General features: G+C 71.6%; 14 protein-coding genes. 4 read left to right on the top strand and 10 right to left on the bottom strand.

Annotated features, from left to right (window positions below):
* Nucleotides 1-48: 48 nt before the first annotated feature.
* Both treS and ACYU96_RS07140 read left to right on the top strand, forming a co-directional pair.
* Nucleotides 49-1,818, top strand: a complete 1,770-nt coding sequence (gene treS / locus ACYU96_RS07135) for a maltose alpha-D-glucosyltransferase (protein WP_460750917.1) — start codon at nt 49-51, stop codon at nt 1,816-1,818.
* Nucleotides 1,815-3,386: an aminoglycoside phosphotransferase gene (locus ACYU96_RS07140; RefSeq protein ID WP_460750876.1), complete on the top strand. Its 1,572-nt coding sequence runs from the start codon at nt 1,815-1,817 to the stop codon at nt 3,384-3,386. Before treS ends, ACYU96_RS07140 begins: the two co-directional genes overlap by 4 nt.
* Before the next feature lie 36 nt (nt 3,387-3,422).
* On the opposite strand, the gene ACYU96_RS07145 is transcribed toward ACYU96_RS07140, so the two are convergent.
* The 8 genes from ACYU96_RS07145 to ACYU96_RS07180 form a co-directional block, all read right to left on the bottom strand.
* Nucleotides 3,423-4,343, bottom strand: a complete 921-nt coding sequence (locus ACYU96_RS07145; RefSeq protein ID WP_460750879.1) for a carbohydrate ABC transporter permease — start codon at nt 4,341-4,343, stop codon at nt 3,423-3,425.
* The gene (locus ACYU96_RS07150; protein ID WP_460750881.1) at nt 4,340-5,341 is read right to left on the bottom strand and encodes a carbohydrate ABC transporter permease; all 1,002 of its coding nucleotides are present in this window, start codon (nt 5,339-5,341) and stop codon (nt 4,340-4,342) included. The genes ACYU96_RS07145 and ACYU96_RS07150 overlap by 4 nt, the downstream gene beginning before the upstream one ends.
* A gap of 4 nt (nt 5,342-5,345) precedes the next feature.
* Nucleotides 5,346-6,785 (bottom strand): N-acetylglucosamine/diacetylchitobiose ABC transporter substrate-binding protein, encoded by a 1,440-nt coding sequence (gene ngcE / locus ACYU96_RS07155; protein WP_460750884.1) that lies wholly within the window; start codon nt 6,783-6,785, stop codon nt 5,346-5,348.
* 281 nt (nt 6,786-7,066) lie between these two features.
* Nucleotides 7,067-9,925, bottom strand: a complete 2,859-nt coding sequence (locus tag ACYU96_RS07160) for a glycoside hydrolase family 2 protein (RefSeq protein ID WP_460750887.1) — start codon at nt 9,923-9,925, stop codon at nt 7,067-7,069.
* Entirely contained in the window at nt 9,922-10,851 is a 930-nt protein-coding gene (locus tag ACYU96_RS07165) for a carbohydrate ABC transporter permease (protein WP_460750890.1), read from the bottom strand. The genes ACYU96_RS07160 and ACYU96_RS07165 overlap by 4 nt, the downstream gene beginning before the upstream one ends.
* Complete coding sequence (locus tag ACYU96_RS07170; RefSeq protein ID WP_460750893.1) at nt 10,848-11,771, bottom strand: carbohydrate ABC transporter permease; 924 nt, start codon at nt 11,769-11,771, stop codon at nt 10,848-10,850. The genes ACYU96_RS07165 and ACYU96_RS07170 overlap by 4 nt, the downstream gene beginning before the upstream one ends.
* 10 nt (nt 11,772-11,781) lie before the next feature.
* Nucleotides 11,782-13,092, bottom strand: coding sequence for an ABC transporter substrate-binding protein (locus ACYU96_RS07175; protein WP_460750896.1), 1,311 nt, complete (start codon nt 13,090-13,092; stop codon nt 11,782-11,784).
* 208 nt (nt 13,093-13,300) lie between these two features.
* A complete protein-coding gene (locus ACYU96_RS07180) occupies nt 13,301-14,317 on the bottom strand; it encodes a LacI family DNA-binding transcriptional regulator (protein WP_460750899.1) in 1,017 nt (338 codons plus the stop codon).
* Nucleotides 14,318-14,398: 81 nt separating this feature from the next.
* Here ACYU96_RS07180 and glgB point away from each other — a divergent pair, with 81 nt between their 5' ends.
* Entirely contained in the window at nt 14,399-16,606 is a 2,208-nt protein-coding gene (gene glgB / locus ACYU96_RS07185) for a 1,4-alpha-glucan branching protein GlgB (protein ID WP_460750902.1), read from the top strand.
* Here the strand turns inward: glgB and ACYU96_RS07190 are convergent.
* On the bottom strand, nt 16,593-17,558 hold the full coding sequence (locus ACYU96_RS07190) for a co-chaperone YbbN (RefSeq protein WP_460750905.1): 966 nt from the start codon (nt 17,556-17,558) through the stop codon (nt 16,593-16,595). The two genes, glgB and ACYU96_RS07190, sit on opposite strands and share 14 nt — an antisense overlap.
* Nucleotides 17,559-17,708: 150 nt before the next feature.
* Nucleotides 17,709-18,728: a hypothetical protein gene (locus tag ACYU96_RS07195; RefSeq protein ID WP_460750907.1), complete on the bottom strand. Its 1,020-nt coding sequence runs from the start codon at nt 18,726-18,728 to the stop codon at nt 17,709-17,711.
* A 135-nt stretch (nt 18,729-18,863) separates the two neighbouring features.
* Between ACYU96_RS07195 and ACYU96_RS07200 the strand changes: the two genes are divergently transcribed.
* The coding region (locus ACYU96_RS07200) for a hypothetical protein (RefSeq protein ID WP_460750910.1) at nt 18,864-19,071 on the top strand (208 nt) is incomplete at its 3' end.

The raw sequence follows: 19,071 nt of genomic DNA on the forward strand, positions 1-19,071 counted from the left end.
GCCGGTCCATCGCAGGAGCAGCCCGGATCGGCAGGCGCCGGCCGCGGCATGCCCCGGCCCGAGACCGCGCCGATCCCCGTCCAGGCGCTGCCGTCGCGACGGCAGCCGACGGTCGAGTCGCGCCGCCCGGGTCTCGCCGAGGATCCCGAGTGGTACAAGAGAGCGGTCTTCTACGAGGTGCTGGTGCGGGCGTTCTCCGACCCCGGCGACGCCGGGATCGGCGACCTGCGCGGCCTCATCGACCGACTCGACTACCTCGAGTGGCTCGGCGTGGACGCCCTGTGGATCCCGCCGATCTTCCCGTCGCCCCTGCGCGACGGCGGGTACGACGTCGCCGACTTCACCGCCGTCGCCCCGCAGTACGGCACGGTCGACGACTTCCGGGACCTCGTCGAGGCCGCACACGAGCGCGGCATCCGCGTGGTGATCGACCTGGTCATGAACCATTCGAGCGACCAGCACCCGTGGTTCCAGGCGTCGCGCTCGGACCCGGAGGGACCGTACGGCGACTTCTACGTGTGGAGCGACGACCCGACGCGGTACCAGGACGCCCGGATCATCTTCGTGGACACGGAGACGTCGAACTGGACCTTCGACCCGGTGCGGCGGCAGTACTTCTGGCACCGCTTCTTCAGCCACCAGCCGGACCTGAACTTCGAGAACCCGGCCGTGGCCGACGCCATGATCGACGTCGCCCGCTTCTGGCTGCGGCTCGGCGTGGACGGCTTCCGGCTCGACGCCGTCCCGTACCTCTTCGAGGCCGAGGGCACCAACTGCGAGAACCTCCCCGAGACGCACCGCTTCCTGCGCCGCGTCCGCAAGATGGTGGACGCCGAGTTCCCGGGCCGGATCCTCCTCGCGGAGGCGAACCAGTGGCCGTCCGACGTGGTGGAGTACTTCGGCACGGAGGACGAGCCCGAGTGCCACATGTGCTTCCACTTCCCGGTGATGCCGCGGATCTTCTACGCCATCCGTGACCAGCGGGCGAACCGCCTCAAGGAGATCCTGTCGGACACCCCGGCGATCCCGGCGGGCGCGCAGTGGTCCACGTTCCTACGGAACCACGACGAGCTCACCCTCGAGATGGTCTCCACGGAGGAGCGTGCAGCGATGTACGGGTGGTACGCCCCCGACCCGCGGATGCGCGCGAACGTCGGGATCCGCCGCCGGCTCGCGCCGCTGCTCGAGAACTCCCGCAAGGAGATCGAGCTCGCGCACGCGCTGCTGCTGGCCATCCCCGGCTCCCCGTGCCTGTACTACGGCGACGAGATCGGCATGGGCGACAACATCTGGCTGCCCGACCGCGACGCCTCGCGCACGCCGATGCAGTGGACCCCGGACCGCAACGCGGGCTTCTCCCACGCCGACCCGGGCAAGCTGTACCTGCCGCTGGTGCAGTCCCTGGTGCACCACTACCAGCACGTGAACGTCGAGGCGCAGCTCGCCCAGCCGACGTCGCTGCTGCACTGGGTGCACGGGATGCTCGCGGTGCGGCGCCTGCACCCGGCGTTCGGCACGGGCGCGTACCAGCAGGTCGACTGCGACGACGAGGCGATCGTCGCGTTCACGCTCATCACCGAGTCCGAGACGGTCCTCGTCGCGGCGAACCTGTCCGCGACGGCCCGCTCGGCGACGCTGAAGCTGCCGCGGTACACCGGCTGGTCCCTGACCGACGTGTTCGGCGGGGCCGGGTTCCCCGACGTGTCCGACGGCGGCACCATCACCATGACCTGGGGTGCGCGCGACTTCTACTGGCTCTCGCTGGGACCTGCGCCCGCACCGGTCCCGTCCGGCACGGCGAGCCCAGGAGGGGTGTGACCGCCATCGACCAGGCGCAGACCGTCACCGTGCACGAAGGGGCCGGCCCCCTGCCGGCCGCCGTGCTGCGCCTCCTCGACGGCTGGCTCCCCGGCCGGCGCTGGTTCCCGGTCCCGGCCGAAGGACTGCACCACGTCCCGTGGCTCACGGTCGAGGTCCCGGACGTGCCCGGCGTCCTCGTCCCGCTGCTGCGGCTGGCCGGCCCCGGGCAGCCCCAGGACGAGAGCGCGATCGTGATCCAGGTGCCGCTGGTGCTGGTGCCGGTGCCGGGCGGCCGACGGCGCGGGGAACGTGCCGCGGCCCGCCCCGCCGAGCGCGCACGGAAGGCGGGCCTCCCGGCGACCGGCCCGGGGCTGATCGGCGTCGTCGACACTGGTGACGGCGCGCTGGCGGTGCACGACGGCGGGGTCCACCCGGCCGCGTGGCGTGCCTACCTCGCCGCGGCTCTCGCCCCGGCGGACGCCGATCCGGCGCTGGACGCGCTGGAGGGAGCGCGTCCGCTCGGCGGCGAGCAGTCCAACACGTCCGTGCTGGTCCCGGACCTGCGCCCGCCGGTCCCCGGGTTCCCCGGCGAGCGGGCGCGCGGCGCGATCCTCAAGATCCTGCGCACCGTCCCGCTGGGGCCGCACCCGGACGTCGTCATCCCGGAGGCACTCACCCGCGCGGGCTGGGCCGGCGTCCCCCGCTTCCTCGGCGCGGTCGGGCTCCCCGCACCTCCGTCGGCCGACCCCGTGCCAGGCCAGGACCCCGCCCCGGTCGCTCATCTCGCCGTCGTTTCCGAGCTCGTCGACGACGCCGACGACGGGTTCGAGCTGGCGTGCGCCCACGCCCGGGAAGGGCTCGACTTCGACGAGCATGCCGCCGAGCTCGGCGCCGTCGTCGCACACCTGCACACGGCCCTGGCCACGGCCCGTCCGACGGACGCCACGCTCGACCCTGCGGGCTTCATGGGCGTGCTGCGCCGCCGAGCGGCGGAGGCCATCGCCGACGTCCCGGACCTCGCACCGCAGCGCGCCGGCATCACCGGCCTCTACGACGAGGTGAGCACGCGCCTCACGGAGATCGGCACCGCCCGCCCGGTACCGCTCCAGGCGATCCACGGCGACCTGCACCTGGGCCAGGTGCTGCACGCGCGGTCGGGCTGGAAGGTGCTGGACTTCGAGGGCGAGCCCCAGCGGCCGGTCACCGAACGCACCGCCCCCGACCTGCCCCTGCGTGACGTCGCCGGCCTGCTGCGCTCCTTCGACTACGCGGCCGCGGTCGGCGGGGCCGAGGACCCGGAGTGGTCGGCGCGGGCGCAGGTCTCGTTCCTGGAGGGCTACCGCCAGGCGCTGACCGACGCCCGGACCGGCGCTGCGGGCGGGCCCCCCGGCCCGTCACCGCACGCCGGCGACGCGGTTCCGGGGGCCGCCGTGCCCGGCGGCGCGCTCGACGTCACGACCGCGGCGCTCCTCCTGCGGGCGCTCACCCTGGACAAGGCGCTGTACGAGGTCGTGTACGAGGCGCGGCACCGCCCGGCCTGGCTGCACATCCCCCTCGGCGCGGTGTCCGCCGTCCTCGGCCGCTGACCGCCCGCACCTCGCCGGGTGCGGGCGGCCAGCGGGTCAGCGGAAGGTGCCCTGTGCCACCGAACCCTGGAGGCGGCGCTGGAAGAAGACGTACACCACGAGCACCGGGATCACGGTCATGACCACGCCCGCGTACAGCGCACCGAAGTCCACCGCGTACCCCGCCTGCGAGGCGAACTGCGCCATCCCCTGCGTGAGCACGTAGTTGTCGGTCTCCGTGTTCAGCGCGACGGGCAGCAGGAACTGGTTCCACAGCCCGAGGAAGTTGAAGATGGCGACGGACGCCATCCCCGGCCGGGCCATGGGCAGCATGATCTGGAAGAACGTGCGCCACTCCCCCGCGCCGTCGACCTGCGCCGCCTCCGCCACCTCGTGCGGGAGGCTCCGGAAGAACGAGAACAGGAAGAACACGGTGAACGGGAAGGCGAACGCCACGTACGTGACGATCAGACCCGGCAAGGTGTTCAGCAGCCCCGCGTTCCGCAGCACGAAGAACAGCGGCACGATAGCGAGGAACACCGGGAACGTCAGCCCCGCCAGCATGAGGTTGTAGATCACCTTGCTGCCCGGGAACTTGAACCTGGCCAGCACGTATGCCGTCAGCGCGCCGAGCAGCATGACGAAGAACAGCGCGCAGCCCACCACGACGATCGTGTTGAGGAAGTACCGGCCGATGCCCGCGTCGGTCCACGCGTTGACGTAGTTCTCCAGGTTCGGGCTCGCCGGCAGGCTGAACGGCGACGCGAGGATCTCCTTCGTCGTCTTGAACGACGACAAGAAGACCCACAGGAACGGCACCACGACCAGCACCGCGCCGAACGCGAGCAGGACGTGACTCGTGGCGGCGACCGCCCGGTCGCCGGCGCTGCTCGACGGTGCCCGCCGCGGCGCGCTCGCGAACGGACGGCCCAGGCCGCCCCGCTCGGTGCTCTCCGCGCTCTCGACCGTGGTGCTCATGAGTGCCCCCTCACGTCGTCACGCCCGCCGGTGAGCCGGTCCACGAGGAACACGGCGGCGGCGAAGATCAGCGTCACGACCGCGAGCACGACGCCCATCGCCGTGGCGTAGCCGAACTGCCCCTTGCTGAACGCCGTCTGGTACAGGTCCTGGCTGATGACGAACGTCGAGTACCCGGGACCGCCCCCGGGGTTCATCGCCTGCATGTAGACGAACGAGTCGATGGCGGCGATGCCCAGGTAGATCCACGCGGTCCGGACGTTGTCCCGGATCAGGGGCACGGTGATGGAGATCGCCGTGCGGAACCGGCCGGCGCCGTCGATCCGCGCCGCCTCGTAGATCTCGCCCGGCACGCCCTTGATCGCGGCCACGAACAGCACGGTGTAGAACCCGATGAAGCTCCAGACGATCACGAACATCGACGCCGCCATGGCGGTGCGGCCGTCGCCGAGCCAGGGGAAGTCTGTCGCGGCGGAGAACCCGAGGCCGGTGAGGACACCGTTCAGGAGACCGCGCGACGGGTCGTACACCTGCGCCCACACCAGGCCGATGACGATCGCGGGCACGCAGTACGGGAAGAACGAGACGACGCGGTAGAAGCCCGCGCCCCGGACGCCGCGCACACCGCCCGTCGTCGAGCCGCCGATGGTGACCATGCTGGCCACCCCGATCGCGATCACGATCGTCACGGTCGGCACGATCACGGCGAGCAGGGCGCTGTTCAGCGCGGCGCGCAGGAACTTGTCGTCCCCGAGGAGCCGTGCGAAGTTGTCGAGGCCGACGAACGCCATGTCGGCGGTGAACCCGCTCCAGTCCGTCATCGAGAAGTACAGGGCCTGCACGAACGGGGAGATCACGAAGATCACGTACACCGTGAGCGGCAGGATCAGGGCGACGACGAAGAAGCTCACCTTGTCGAAGGAGAGCGCGCGGCGACGCCGCCGGCGGGCCGGCCCGCCGGCGGCCACCACCGGCGGCGGCGAAGTGGTGCTCGACATCGGCTCAGCTGACCTCGATCTTCTCGACCGAGTCGTCCGCGGCGACGCCGTCGCTGAGCTTCTGCAGCCCGTCGGTGATGCCCTTGACGTCCAGGCCGCCGGACAGGAACTCGTTCCAGACGACGAGCTGGTCGGCGTTCAGGCCGTAGTAGTCGACGAACTGGTAGTTGAAGATGTTCTCCCCCGCGGCGTCGAGCATCCCGGTCTGGGAGACGAGCGCGGTGGACCCGAAGCCGTCCTCGGGGACGATCCCCTTGACGATCGTGGGCGCGAGGCGGGACTCGGAGAAGTTCGTCGCCGCCGCCTCGGACAGCATCGCGCGCAGGATCTCCTTGCCGCCGGCGGGGTTGGCACCCTGGCTCGGCACGACGAACGGCTCTCCGGCACCGGCACGGATGGCCTCGTACGGGAACGAGGGGCTGTCCGAGACCGTGGGGGTCGGGAAGCCGGTCATCTGGAAGTCGTCGGCCGTGGCGTCCTTCATCTCGTTCTCGATCCAGCCGCCCGACGGGTACAGCAGGGCATCCTGGTCGCTGCTCCACCGCGCCTGCGCGGCGGTGAACTGGGTGCCCGCGCCGCCGGGGACGAAGTACCCCTTCTGCACCATCTCGTGCAGGGCTTCCAGGGTCCCCTGCATCGCGTCGTGCGACCACGCGTTCGGCTCGAGGTTCTCCAGGGCGAGCCGGACCTCGTCGCCGCCCTCCTTGATCGCGGAGTCGAGGGCCATCGTCTGGTAGTACGTCGCGGCCTCCTTGCCCCAGACCCAGAGCTTCTTGTCCGCCTTCAGCGCCTCGGCGCCGAGGTCGATGGCATCCTGCCAGGTGACGGGCGCGGTCCAGCCGTTCTCGTCGAAGAGCGACGCCGAGTACCACACGGCGTACACGGTCATCACGTAGTTCAGGGCGACGAACCGGCCGTTGTAGGTGCCGGGGTCCTTGACCGACGGGTACAGCGTGTCGGCGATGGTGGTGCCCTCGTAGTTGGGCGCCTCGAAGACGTCGTCGAGCTCGGAGAGCTGGTCGGCGATGGTGTTGAAGCCGATCGACCCGGCCCCGGAGTTGTCGATGAGGTCCGGCGGGTTGCCCCCGACGAACCGCGGCTGCAGCTCCTGGGCGATCTGGGTGGACGGGGACACCTCGAAGGTCACGTCGGCGAACTGCTTGTTCGCCTCGTCGGCGGCGAACTCGACGTAGTCGAAGCCGTAGCCGCCGTTGAAGATGACCGCCTCGACGTCGGCGTCCTCGACCAAGCCGAAGGGATTGTCGGCGGTCATCTCGCCGGCGGCGGTCTCGTCGCCGCCGCTGCCGCCGCTCGGGACCGCGCACCCGGCGAGGGAACCGCCCAGAGGTGCGAGCAGGGCGGTGGCGACGGCGCCGCGCACGAAGGTCCGGCGGTCCAGCGCGGCCCGCGCCAGCCGACCTTCGGTGAACTTGTTCGTGGACATGCAAGGCTCCTCTTGTCGATCCCCGGTCGCACGGCTCTGTGCTGATGCGTGACGGCCGTGTCACCCGGCAGGACGAATATGTTAGCCGTCCTACCACTTAGGGTGAACCTAGTCACAGAGCATGCCGCCGTGCAAGCGCCTCCCCGTCACGTGTCGATAACGGCACGGCAAGGTCCCGTCCACACGATCGGCGGGATCCGGGCGTCCCGCCCCCGCCGATCGAGCGTCCGGAACCCGCCGACGCCACCCCCGCCCGCCGTGGGGCGGAGCGGGAAACCAGGTCAGAGGAGCTGGTTCAGCGAGCGCAGGACCTCCGGCCGGACGAGGCCGGCCGGGTCGGGGTCGGCGCCCTCCGGCACCGCCACCGCGAAGGTCGTGCTCTCCCCCGGCAGCAGCGTGATCAGGGCCCGGTCCGCCACCGCTGCCGGGTGCGCCTTGTCCGCGAGCAGTGTCAGGTCCCGCACCAGGTTCCGTGCGGTCACCCGGACGAGAAGGCGCCCGTCCCCGGCCCGCTCGGTGGCCGCCTCGACGTCTGCCGGCGCGAGCGCCGAGTCGCGCGGCTCGGCGAAGAACCACGTCCCCCGCGGCTCGTCGCCGCCGTCCTGCCCGGTCGCACCGCCACACCCGGCCGCACCGTCCCGTCCGACGGCTCCGGCCTCCCCGACGACGCTCGCGACGATCAGCTCGGCCGCCGCGTCCTGCGGGGTCGCGACGTCGGACGGGATCTCCACCGTCACCGCCGCCCGTGCCGCGACGCCGAACGGCACCTTCGTCGCGGCCAGCTCGGCGCCGTCGTAGGCGGTCCGCCGCAGCAGCACGTCGCCGGACCACGCCTGCGCGGTGTCGTTGACGAGCACGACGACCAGGCCGTCTCCGTCGTCCGCGGTGGCCCGGTCCTCGCCGGACACCCCGCCGGCAACGCGAGCCTCGCCCCCGCGGGACGCCTCGCCCGTCTCCCGGCCCGCCCCGGCGCCGCGCGGCTGCACCGTGACCAGCCGGTCCGCGTGGGCGTGCGCCAGCGCGTACAGCAGCGGCTTCGGGCGCTCGTCACCGTCCACGGCCGCCCACGACGTCACGGGCCAGCAGTCGTTGAGCTGCCACACGACCGATCCCATGCAGCGCGGCGCCCAGGACCGCAGGTGCTCGACGGCGGTCCGGACCGCGACTGCCTGGTTCCACTGCATGGCCCAGTGCCAGTCGTCCATGTCGTCGGGCAGCGGCAGGTGCGGCAGCAGGCCCGCGGTGAGCTTCTTGTTGCCCTCCATCGCCTTCTGGTGCACCTGCATCCCGGGCGACTCCGGTGTGAGCGGGTCGTCGGAGACCGAGCGCAGCAGCGTGGTCCAGGCCGGCGGCCCCTGCCAGCCGAACTCCGCCATGAACCGCGGCACGACGTCGCGGTAGTGCTGCCAGTCGAGCTGGTTCCACAGGTCCCAGGAGTGCATCGATCCGTGGTCCGGCTCGTTGGGGTGCCGGTCCAGCGTGCCCGACCACGGGCTCGACGGCGTGTACGGCCGCGTCCCGTCCAGCTCGGCGACCACCCGGGGCAGCAGCTCCGTGTAGTACCCGAGCCCCCAGGTCCTGCCGTCGAGCCGCAGCTTCCAGCCCCAGTCGTGCCAGCCCCAGATGTTCTCGTTGCTGCCGTTCCACAGCACGAGGCCGGGGTGCGGCGCCAGCCGGGTGACGGCGTCGCGCGCCTCGGCCTCGACCTCGGCACGCAGTGGCTCGCCCTCGCTGTACGCGGCGCAGGCGAACGCGAAGTCCTGCCACACGAGGATGCCGCGCTCGTCGCACTCCGCGTAGAAGTCGTCGCTCTCGTACAGGCCGCCGCCCCAGACCCGCAGCAGGTTGAGGTTCGCGATCTCGGCCTGGTCGAGCCGGCGCGCGTAGCGTGCGCGGTCCACGCGATGGAAGAACGCGTCGTCGGGGATCCAGTTCGCTCCCTTGACCCAGACCGGCTGGTCGTTCACGACGATCGTGAACGACGTGCCCTCGCGGCCGTGGGGCCCTGCCGAGGTGTCGTCGGGCAGCAGGTCGAGCCGCACGTTCCGGAAGCCGGTCCGGCCGGCCCAGCGGTCGAGCGCCCCGGTGTCACCGGCGGCCCCTCCCGGCGCGTCCGCCGACGCCACGCCCGTCGCCGAGGCGGCCCCTCCCGGGTCGCGCGTGCCCGACGGCGGTCGTACCGCGGCGAGGGTCACCTCGACGTCGTACAGGGGCTGGTCACCGTAGCCGCGGGGCCACCACAGCTCGGCGTCGTGCAGCCGCAGCCGGACGACGGCGGTCGTACTGCCCGGTTCGATGGTCACGGTGGCCCCGCTGGGCGACCGGCCGAGCCCGGACCCGTTGCCCGGGCCGTGCAGCGCGACGGTCACGTCGAGCGGGTCGCCGGCGTCGGCCCCCGCGTCCGCCGTGGTGCCGGCCGTCCGCTCGACGTCGACGTGCACGTCGAGCACGCCGACCGGCGTCGGACCCGTCAGGTCCGCCGAGGCGAGCGGCCGGACGGCCGCGAGCCGCGCCGTGGACCACGACTCCAGGCGGACGGGCCGCCAGATGCCCGACGTGGCGGTGTCGATCCCCCAGTCCCACCCGAAGCTGCAGGCGACCTTGCGGATCGCGTTGAACGGGTGGTGGTTCACCTGCGGGCGCTGGCCCAGGGCGAGGGACTGCGCGTCGGCATACCGCACCGGGGAGTCGAACCGGACGACGAGCTCGTTCTCCCCCTCGCGCAGGAGCGGCGTCACGTCGAAGCGGTAGGACCGGTGCTGGTTGGCCGTGCGGCCCACCTCGGCACCGTTCAGCGTGACCGCCGAGACGGTGTCGAGACCGTCGAAGGCGAGGTCGTGCCGCACGGCGCCGGACCCGGCCGACCAGGTGAACGTGGTGCGGTACTCCCAGTCGCACCGGCCGATCCAGGCCAGCTGGCGCTCGTTGTCGTCCAGGTACGGGTCGGGGATCAGGCCGGCGGCCATCAGGTCGGTGTGCACCGTGCCGGGCACGGTCGCCGGGACGCCGGGCCCGTCGGGCGCGAGCGCCTGGGTCAGGAGCTGCGCCGGCACGGGGCCGCCGACGCAGCGCACGGTCCAGCCGCTGTGCAGCTCCTGGGTGTGCCGGGGCGTCGGGCGGGCGGGGAGGGTGTGTGTCACTTGGTTGCTCCGGAGGTCAGTCCGCTGTAGATCTGTCGCTGCAGCAGGAGGAACGCGACGAGGGTCGGGATGATGACCAGCACCGCGCCCGCGGAGATGATCTCCCACTGTGCGCCGAACGGCCCCATGAAGCGGAACAGCGACGTGGACACCACGCCGAGGTCCCGCGAGGGCATGTAGAGGAACGGGATGTAGTACTCGTTGTAGATCGCGATGCCCTTGATGATGACCACGGTGGCTATCGCCGGGCGCAGCAGAGGGAACACGACCCGCGCGTAGATCGTGAGCCGGTTGGCCCCGTCCAGCATCGCGGCCTCGTCGAGGGATCGCGGGATGGAACGCATGAACTGGCCGAAGATGTAGATCGACACGATGTCGGTCCCCATGAACAGCACGATCGCGGCCCAGCGGGTGTTGAACAGGCCGAGCCCGTTCACCACCTGGAACGTGGCCACCTGGGTGGTGACCGCGGGCACGAGGGTGGCGAGCAGGAACGCCCCCATGACGAGCCGGCGGCCGCGGAAGTCGAAGCGGTCGACGGCGTAGGCGGTCATCGACCCGATGAGGATCGTGCCCACCAGGGACACCGCGAGGATGATCGTGGTGTTGGCGAAGCCCCGCAGCATCCCGCCCTGGGTGAACGCGACCGCGAAGTTCTCGAGGTTGGACCAGTCGCCGGGCGGGGTCAGCGGGTCCGACGTCGAGAACTCCTCGTGGCTCTTGAACGCCGCCATGAACACGGTGACGAGCGGGATCACCGCGCACGCGGCGGCGATCAGGAGGCTCGTGTACTTGAGCGTGATGCCCAGCGGCGTGGTGAGCGGGCTCAGGGAGCGCCACGCGCGGCCGAGGCGGCGGCGCAGGGGCGGAGGGCCTTCCGAGGCGGGGATCGTCCCCGTCAGGAGCGGAGTCACGCGGGCAGTCATGTCAGGTCCACCCTCTCGTCGGGGAACAGCCTGCGCTGGATCCAGGTGATGAGCAGGACGATGACGAGCAGCACCACGGCCATGGCCGAGGCCAGGCCGAACTTGTTGAACTGGAAGGCCTGCTGCACGGTCTGGATCACGAAGGTGGTGGAGCCGTTGGCGCCGCCCGTCATGATCCACGGGATCTCGAACACGGACAGCGACCCGGAGATCGCGAGGATCGTGGTCAGCCCGATGATGGGCCGGATCGCCGGGGAGATGATGTACCGGAACTTCTGCCAGCTCGTGGCGCCGTCGAGGTCGGCCGCCTCGTACAGCTCGTGCGGGATCGACTGGATCGCCCCGAGGAACAGCACGAAGTTGAGTCCCAGGTAGCGCCAGACGCTCGTCGCGGCGAGCGACACGTTCACCAGCGACGGGTCGCCGAGCCACTGCGGCGGCTCGGCCACGCCCAGCAGCCCGAGCATCGCGTCGAGCGTGCCACCGGGACGCAGGAAGAACAGGAAGACGAGGCCGATCGCCACCCCGTTGATGAGATAGGGGAAGAAGATCATCCCCTTGAAGAAGTTCCGGAACCGGGTGCTGAAGCTCAGGATCGTGGCGAAGTAGAGGGCCAGGACGAGCTGTGCGGCGGCCCCCACGAGGTAGTACACGCTCACCAGGAAGACCTCGAACATCTGCGGGTCGGTGAAGATCCGCACGTAGTTGTCGAGACCCACGGGTTCCTTGACCGGGTCGAGCCCGTCCCAGGACGTGAAGCCGTACCAGATCATGTTGGCGACCGGCACGTAGGTGAACAGCACCAGCAGGCCCAGCGGCGCGACGAGGAAGAGCCACGGCGTGACGGCGCGGCCCCGGCCCGGGCCGCGGCCGGACACGGAGGCCCGGCCGCGGCTCAGCACATCGGTGAGGACAGCCATCGCGGCCGGCTCACTCCCCGACCGTCGCGCGGGCGTCGGCCCAGCGCTGGTTCAGGCCGGCGAAGTACGTCTCCTTGTCACCGTCGGCGGCGCCCCGTGCGATGTCGACCAGCTCCTGCCGGTAGATGTTCCCGTAGAGGTCGATCTCCGACGCCGACACGACGTCGGCCTCGAACGACTCCTGGCCCTGCGGCGCGGCTTCCATCTCGACGTACTCGACGCCGGCCGCCTCGAAGTCACCGAGGGTCTCCGGCTCCGGCCCGTCGACGAGCGGGGAGATGCCGCCCTCGTCGTAGGCGTAGCCCGACTCCGACGCGAACCAGTCGATCCAGGCCCGTGCGGCGGCCTGGTGCTCGCTGTTGACGTTGACCGCGTTCTTGTAGTCGCCGGCGATCTGGGCGTGAAACGTGCCGTCCACCTGGTACGGGAAGGGCATGTAGCCGATGTCCTCGGCGGAGCCGCCGGCGTCCTCGGCGGCCTGCTGCATCTGGGTGATGGCCCACGAGCCGAGCAGCATCGTCCCGACCTCGCCGGTCCCGAGGAGAGTCTTGGACTCCTCCCAGTTCGTCGTGGTCGGATCCTCCTCGGTGAGGCCCGCGGCGACGGCGTCGAAGAGGAGCCCGTCGGAGATGCCGTGCCACTCGTCCCCGGCCCACGGGGTGTCGCTGAAGGCGACATGGGTGTTCTGGTACGCGGGATCGCCCATGGCGCCGCGGTTGCCGTCCCACTGGCTCAGCGGCCAGCCGTCCGCGTAGTTGGTGTAGTACGGGATCGCGTCCGTCGTGTCCTGGATGGCCTGCAGGTCGGCGAGGAACTCCTCGGGTGTGGTCGGCAGGTCGGTGATGCCGGCCTCCTCCCAGACCCTCTTGTTGTAGACCAGCCCCTGGGTGTTCACGGTGATGGAGACGCCGTAGACCTGGCCGTCGTACGCCTTCTCCTCGACGAGCCGGTACTCCTCGCTCATCTCCTCCACGGAGCCGAGCGGCGCGAAGAAGGTGGCGAACTGGTCGGGCTTGACGCTGTTGGGGATGAGCAGGACGTCGCCGTAGTCGTCCGTGTTCATGCGCACGGCGATCTCGCCCTCGTAGTCGGTGATCGCCTCGAAGGTGACGGTGACCTCGGGGTACTTCTCCTCGAACTCGGCCTTGTAGTCGGCGAACACCGTGTCGACGATGTCCGTGCGCTGGGTGATCACCGTGATCTCGCCCGCGATCTCGCCGTCGCCGGACGTGTCGCCGTCGGCCTGGGCAGAGCATGCCGACAGGGTCAGCGCCACGGCGGCGAGCGAGGCTCCGCCCCGCTGCTGGTTCCTCGACCTCATGGTTGTCTCGATCCGTCGTCGTTGACTGGTGGACGGCAGGACATTAAGCGGTTAAGTTCGAGTAAGTCAACCCTTCAGCGGTCCCCGTCGGCCGACCGTCTCCGGCCGGCCATGCCGTCCTGGCGGCATGGGAGGTCTGCCACCACGCGACGAGGCGTGGCCGCGAACATGATGGCGGCCCCGCCACCGCGATGACGGGGCCGGGCCCCTATCGCGGGGCGGGCGGCGCCGTCGAGCCGCGGATCTGGAGCTCGGGCGTCGAGTCGCGGTACGACGCCGAGGGCTCGCCGGCCATGCGCTCGAAGAGGCGGCGCGCTACGTGCGCGCCGTACCCGGCGACGTCGTGACCCAGGGCCGTCAGCTGCGGGTACGCGGCACGACACACCGGCGAGTCGTCCCAGGCCACCAGCGACACGTCGTCGGGCACGCGAACCCCCGCCTCGTGCGCGGCACCGAGCCCGGCGAGCGCCATCGCGTCGTTGTCGTAGACGATCGCGGTCACCTCGCTCCGCGACAGCAGGTCGCGCGTGGCCGCCGCGCCGGCGTCAGGCGTGTAGTCGGCGCGGCGCACCTCGGCCGTCATCGACCGGGCCGCGGCCTCGCGGGCGAACGCCTCGTCCCGGATGTGGGTGTGCCCGAACTCCGGCGTACCCGTCACGTGCCCGACCGCGGTGTGCCCCAGCCCTGCCAGATACCGGACGCACGACCGCATCGCCGCGGCGTCGTCGGTGTAGACGCTCGTCAGCCCGCCGGACAGGCTCGGGTCGCCGACGACGACGGCGGGCAGCACGTCCTGCCCCACGAACAGGTCGAGCCGCGGGTCCGGCACCCGAGGATCCACCATCACGATCCCGTCCACCCGCCGTGCGGCGCGCCACTTCCGGTAGGTCCGCAGCTCGGCGTCGATGTCGGGCGCCACCTGGAGGAGCAAGCCGTAGTCCCGCTCGGACAGCACCGACTCGATCCCCGCGACGAACTGCATGTAGAACGACTCGAACCCGAGCGTCTCGGGCGCGCGGGCCAGGACGAGGCCGATGGTCTCCGTGTAGGCCCCGGACAGCGAGCGGGCGGCGGAGCTCGGCGCCCAACCGAGCTCCGCGGCGATCTCGAGCACCTGCTCGCGGGTCGCGTCCGAGACTCCCGGCCGCCCGTTCAGGGCGTACGAGACTGCGGCGGTCGAGACGCCCGCATGGCGGGCGATGTCAGCGATCGTGATCCGGGCCATGGCACATCATTACCCGACACGAGCGCTCACGAGAGCCCCTATGTCTCGCCTCGCGTGCACCGGACGTGGAAGGGTGAGCCCATGGCCGACCTGCCCCCCGCTGACCTCGAGGCGCTGACCGCCGTCGCGCAAGGCTCCCACGTCGATCCCCATGCCGTCCTGGGGCCGCATCCGCTCGACGACGACGGCCCGTTCGCCGTGGTGCGGACGCTGCGTCCGCTCGCCGACGAGGTCGCCGTCGTCACCGACGACGGCGAGCAGCCGTGCGAGCACCAGGGCGCCGGCGTCTGGGCCGCCGTCGTCCCCGCACCGCCGGACGACGCCGGCCGCTGGACTGCCCCCGACTACCGGGTACGCACCCGGTACGGCACCACGGAGACCGTGGCCGACGACCCCTACCGCTTCCTGCCCACCCTGGGCGAGATCGACCTGCACCTGATCGGCGAGGGCCGGCACGAGGAGCTGTGGAAGGCGCTCGGTGCGAACGTGCGCCGCTTCCCCAGCGCGTCCGGGGACCTCGAGGGCACCGCGTTCGCGGTCTGGGCGCCGAACGCGCGCGGCGTGCGCCTGCTGGGGGACCACAACCTGTGGACGCCGGTGCACCCGATGCGGTCGCTCGGGTCGACGGGCGTGTGGGAGCTGTTCGTGCCCGGCGTCGTGCCCGGCACGCACTACAAGTTCGAGATCCTCGGGGCCGACGGCGTCTGGCGCGCCAAGGCCGACCCCATGGCCCGCTCGACCGAGACGCCTCCCGGGACGGCGAGCATCGTCACGGAGTCGGACCACGAGTGGGGCGACGACGCGTGGCTGGCCGCGCGGACGACGTCGGACCCGCACTCCGGGCCGATGAGCGTCTACGAGGTGCACCTCGGCTCCTGGCGGCCCGGCCTGTCGTATCGCGAGCTGGCGGACCAGCTCACCGAGTACGTGGTCAAGCAGGGTTTCACGCACGTGGAGCTCATGCCGGTGGCCGAGCACCCGTTCGGCGGGTCGTGGGGCTACCAGGTGACCTCGTACTACGCCCCGACCTCCCGGTTCGGGTCGCCCGACGACTTCCGCCACCTCGTGGACCGGCTCCACCAGGCCGGCGTCGGCGTCATCATCGACTGGGTCCCCGCGCACTTCCCGCGGGACGAGTTCGCGCTGGCCCGGTTCGACGGGACGCCCCTGTACGAGCACTCCGACCCCGCGCGCGGCGAGCACCGGGACTGGGGTACGTACATCTTCGACTTCGGGCGTCGCGAGGTGCGCAACTTCCTCGTCGCGAACGCCACCTACTGGTTCGAGGAGTTCCATGCCGACGGGCTGCGGGTGGACGCCGTGGCCTCCATGCTCTACCTCGACTACTCGCGCGAGCCCGGCGAGTGGCAGCCCAACGTGCACGGCGGGCGGGAGAACCTGGAGGCGATCGCGTTCCTGCAGGAGGCGAACGCGACGGCGTACCGGCGCACGCCGGGCGTCATGCTGATCGCGGAGGAGTCGACGGCGTACCCGGGGGTCACGCAGCCGACGTCGGCGAACGGGCTGGGCTTCGGCCTCAAGTGGAACATGGGCTGGATGAACGACACCCTGCGCTACCTGGCCGAGGACCCGGTCAACCGGCGCTTCCACCACCACGAGCTCACGTTCTCGCTGGTCTACGCGTTCTCGGAGCAGTTCGTGCTGCCCATCAGCCACGACGAGGTGGTGCACGGCAAGGGGTCGCTGCTGCGCAAGATGCCCGGTGACCGGTGGCAGCAGATGGCCGGGGTGCGCGCGTTCCTCGCCTACCAGTGGACCCACCCCGGCAAGCAGCTGCTGTTCATGGGGAGCGAGTTCGCGCAGGACACCGAGTGGTCGGAGGGCGAGGGGCTGCGCTGGGAGGTGCTGGCCGACGGTTGGCACGCGGGCGTGCAGCGGCTGGTGCGCGACCTCAACGCCCTGTACCGGGCGACGCCGGAGCTGTGGGAGCGGGACTTCGACGGCTCGGGCTTCGAGTGGCTCGACTCCGACGACTCCGACCGCAACCTCCTGGCCTACGTGCGCCGCTCGGCGGCGGGGAAGCCGGTGGTCGTGGTGGTCAACTTCGCGGGCGTCCCGCACGAGGGCTACCGCCTGCCACTACCCGACCTCCCGGCCGGCGAGGTCTGGCGCGAGGCGCTGAACACGGACGCCGAGACCTACGGCGGCTCCGGCGTCGGCAACCTGGGCCGGGTCGTCCCCGAGCCGGTCCCCCACTACGGACGCAGCTTCTCGGCCTCGGTCCGTGTCCCCCCGATGGGTGCGCTCGTCCTCGTCAGTACAGGCTGATCGCCAGGCGCTGGCGGGCCTTGTTGACCCTCGGGTCCGCCACACCGACCACCTCGAAGTACTCCAGGAGGCGCACCCGTACGGCTTCCTTGGCGTCGCCGTCGAGCCCGGGCAGCAGCGCCAGCAGGCGGCCGAACGCGTCGTCGACCTTGCCGCCGAGCACGTCCGTGTCGGCGACGGCGAGCTGCGCCTCGACGTCCGACGGCGCGTCCGCGGCCGCCTTGCGCACGGCCGCCAGGTCGGCGTCGTGCGTGCGCCGCATGAGACGCACCTGGGCCAGGCCGGCCGACGCTTCGGCGTCCTTCGGGTCCTGCTTGATGGCCTTGACGTAGGCCGCCTCGGCCGACGCGAGGTCGTCGCGCTCGATGGCGTCGTACGCTTCCTGGTGCAACGGCGGGAGCGGCTGCTCCGCCTCGGGCTCGTCGGCCGCGGGCTCCTCGCCGCCGTCTCCCTCGGCCGACGGCGCCCGCCCGCTCACACCGTTCTGCTCGGCGGCTTCCAGCACCTGGTCGAGCACCTGCCGCACCTGCTCCTCGGACGCGTTGCCCTGGAACAGCGGCAGCGGCCGGCCCTGCAGCACCGCGACGACGGCGGGCACACCCTGCACCTGGAACGCGGCGGCGATCTGCGGAGAGGCCTGCGCGTCCACGCGGCCCAGGAGGAACCGGCCGGCGTACTCGGCGGCGAGGTCGGCGAGCGTCGTGGCGAGCTCCGCGTTCGCCGCGTCCGTGGGCGCCCACAGCAGGATCACCACGGGGTAGGAGGCGGAGTCCTGCACCACCTGCTCGAAGTTCGCCTCTGTCAGGTCCAGCACGTAACCGCCGGCCTCGGGCGCGCCGCCCGGCTCACCCGGCGGCGGCGCCTGGGGGCGTGTCAGAGCGGACAGGTCGACGGCGCCGCGTGCGGCGGCGAAGCTCTCGGGTACCGGGGACGGCTGGTCGGACGTGGTCATGCCCCACATCCTACGAAAGCGCCGGGCAGACTGTGCACTCCGAGCCGGCAGTCAGCCGCGGTCAGCCGCTGCACCGGTCGCTTCCGCGGCGACCGCGACGTGCTCGAAGCCGACGTGCGACACCGCTCGCGGCCGCGGCGCGGGGCTTCCTCACTCGTTCGAGGCCGACACCGCGACATGCTCGAACCCGACCAGGCGCAGGTTCTCCTTCGATCCCGCGGGCGGAATGTAGAGCGCGACGATGTCCAGGTACTTCGTGCGCAGGACGTTCGTCACGCTCTGGTCGCCGAACAGCGCCTTCTGCGTCACGAAGCTGTTGGAGGGCGGTGCCTCGCCCTTCTCCTGGAGCTGGATCACCTGGGTGGAGTTGATGGCACCCATCACGATCGCGCCACCGTCGACGGTGCGCATCGCCTGCACGCCCGAGTCCTCGTCCGGGGTGGCGCTGAAGGAGTACTTGCCCTCGGACTTCTTCCAGTCGTCCGTCTTCTTCTGCGCGCTCTCCTGCTTGCGCATCAGCTCGCGGAAGTCGTCGTCGTCCACGCTGTCGGCGGACTTGGAGTTGCTCTCCTCGGACAGCACGTCCGCGTACGCGGACAGCGCCTTGGTCGGGGTCGTCTTGAGGGTCTCGTCGTCGTCGGCCGCGACCTCCTCCGCCCCCGTGTCCGTCGGGGCGAACTGCGGCAGGGTCACGCCGGGCAGCAGCCGGGCCCACGCCCAGAGCTGGTAGTCGGTGCGCGCGGAGCGCTGCTCGAACGCGTACAGGACCGGGGCCGTGAGGTCCTTCGGCTGCGTGCTGACGGCCATGCTGGTGCGCGGCCACTCCGGGTCCGAGGGCAGCACCACGGACTGCATGCTCATCGGCAGGCTGGTGACGTGCTCGTCGTCGTCGAGGATCTTGGCGACCTTGATCTGGCTGGTGCGCAGGGTCTTGGCCGGGCCGGTCGTCCGGGCGTCGAGCGCCTCGATCTTCTTCTTCTTCGTCGCCGTCTCGACCGACTCGGCGACCCGGCTGATGATCGTCTTCTCCTGCTCCTCGGTCACCACGGCGCCGACCACGGCGGGCTGGGGCTCCGGGACGGGAAGCTCCTGCGCACAGCCGGTGAGCAGGCCCAGGGCGAGCACCGGCGCGGCGGCCGCCGACCGGCGGCGTGCTGTGGATGCGGTCATCGGTTCTCTCCGTCCTCGTCCGTGATCCCCCAGGCCTCACGCCAGGCGGACGCGCGGCTGGAAGGCGCGGGCGGCTGCGGCTGAGGCGGTTCGGGCTGGGGCTGGGGCTGGGGCGGCACTGCAGGCTGGACGCCTGTGTTCCCGCGGCGCCCGGCCTGCTCGGCGAGGCGCCGCTCGCGCCGGGTCATCAGCCTGCCCGGAGTTCCTGAGGTTCCGCTGGACGCCGCGGCGGCGGGCGGTGCCGCGGCCGGGGCGGAGGCGGGCGGCATCGAGGCGGGCGGCGAGGTCGGCGCCGCGGCCACGGGCCGCGGAGCGCCGGCCGGGTCGGGCGCACCGCGCCGGC

The sequence above is a fragment of the Myceligenerans cantabricum genome (genome assembly GCF_054777735.1).

Coding starts and splice junctions, on each gene's coding strand:
- treS (WP_460750917.1), top strand. CDS start 49: ATGCCCCGGCCCGAGACCGCGCCGATCCCCGTCCAGGCGCTGCCGTCG.
- ACYU96_RS07145 (WP_460750879.1), bottom strand. CDS start 4,343: ATGAGCACCACGGTCGAGAGCGCGGAGAGCACCGAGCGGGGCGGCCTG.
- ACYU96_RS07150 (WP_460750881.1), bottom strand. CDS start 5,341: ATGTCGAGCACCACTTCGCCGCCGCCGGTGGTGGCCGCCGGCGGGCCG.
- ngcE (WP_460750884.1), bottom strand. CDS start 6,785: ATGTCCACGAACAAGTTCACCGAAGGTCGGCTGGCGCGGGCCGCGCTG.
- ACYU96_RS07165 (WP_460750890.1), bottom strand. CDS start 10,851: ATGACTGCCCGCGTGACTCCGCTCCTGACGGGGACGATCCCCGCCTCG.
- ACYU96_RS07170 (WP_460750893.1), bottom strand. CDS start 11,771: ATGGCTGTCCTCACCGATGTGCTGAGCCGCGGCCGGGCCTCCGTGTCC.
- ACYU96_RS07175 (WP_460750896.1), bottom strand. CDS start 13,092: ATGAGGTCGAGGAACCAGCAGCGGGGCGGAGCCTCGCTCGCCGCCGTG.
- ACYU96_RS07180 (WP_460750899.1), bottom strand. CDS start 14,317: ATGGCCCGGATCACGATCGCTGACATCGCCCGCCATGCGGGCGTCTCG.
- glgB (WP_460750902.1), top strand. CDS start 14,399: ATGGCCGACCTGCCCCCCGCTGACCTCGAGGCGCTGACCGCCGTCGCG.
- ACYU96_RS07190 (WP_460750905.1), bottom strand. CDS start 17,558: ATGACCACGTCCGACCAGCCGTCCCCGGTACCCGAGAGCTTCGCCGCC.
- ACYU96_RS07195 (WP_460750907.1), bottom strand. CDS start 18,728: ATGACCGCATCCACAGCACGCCGCCGGTCGGCGGCCGCCGCGCCGGTG.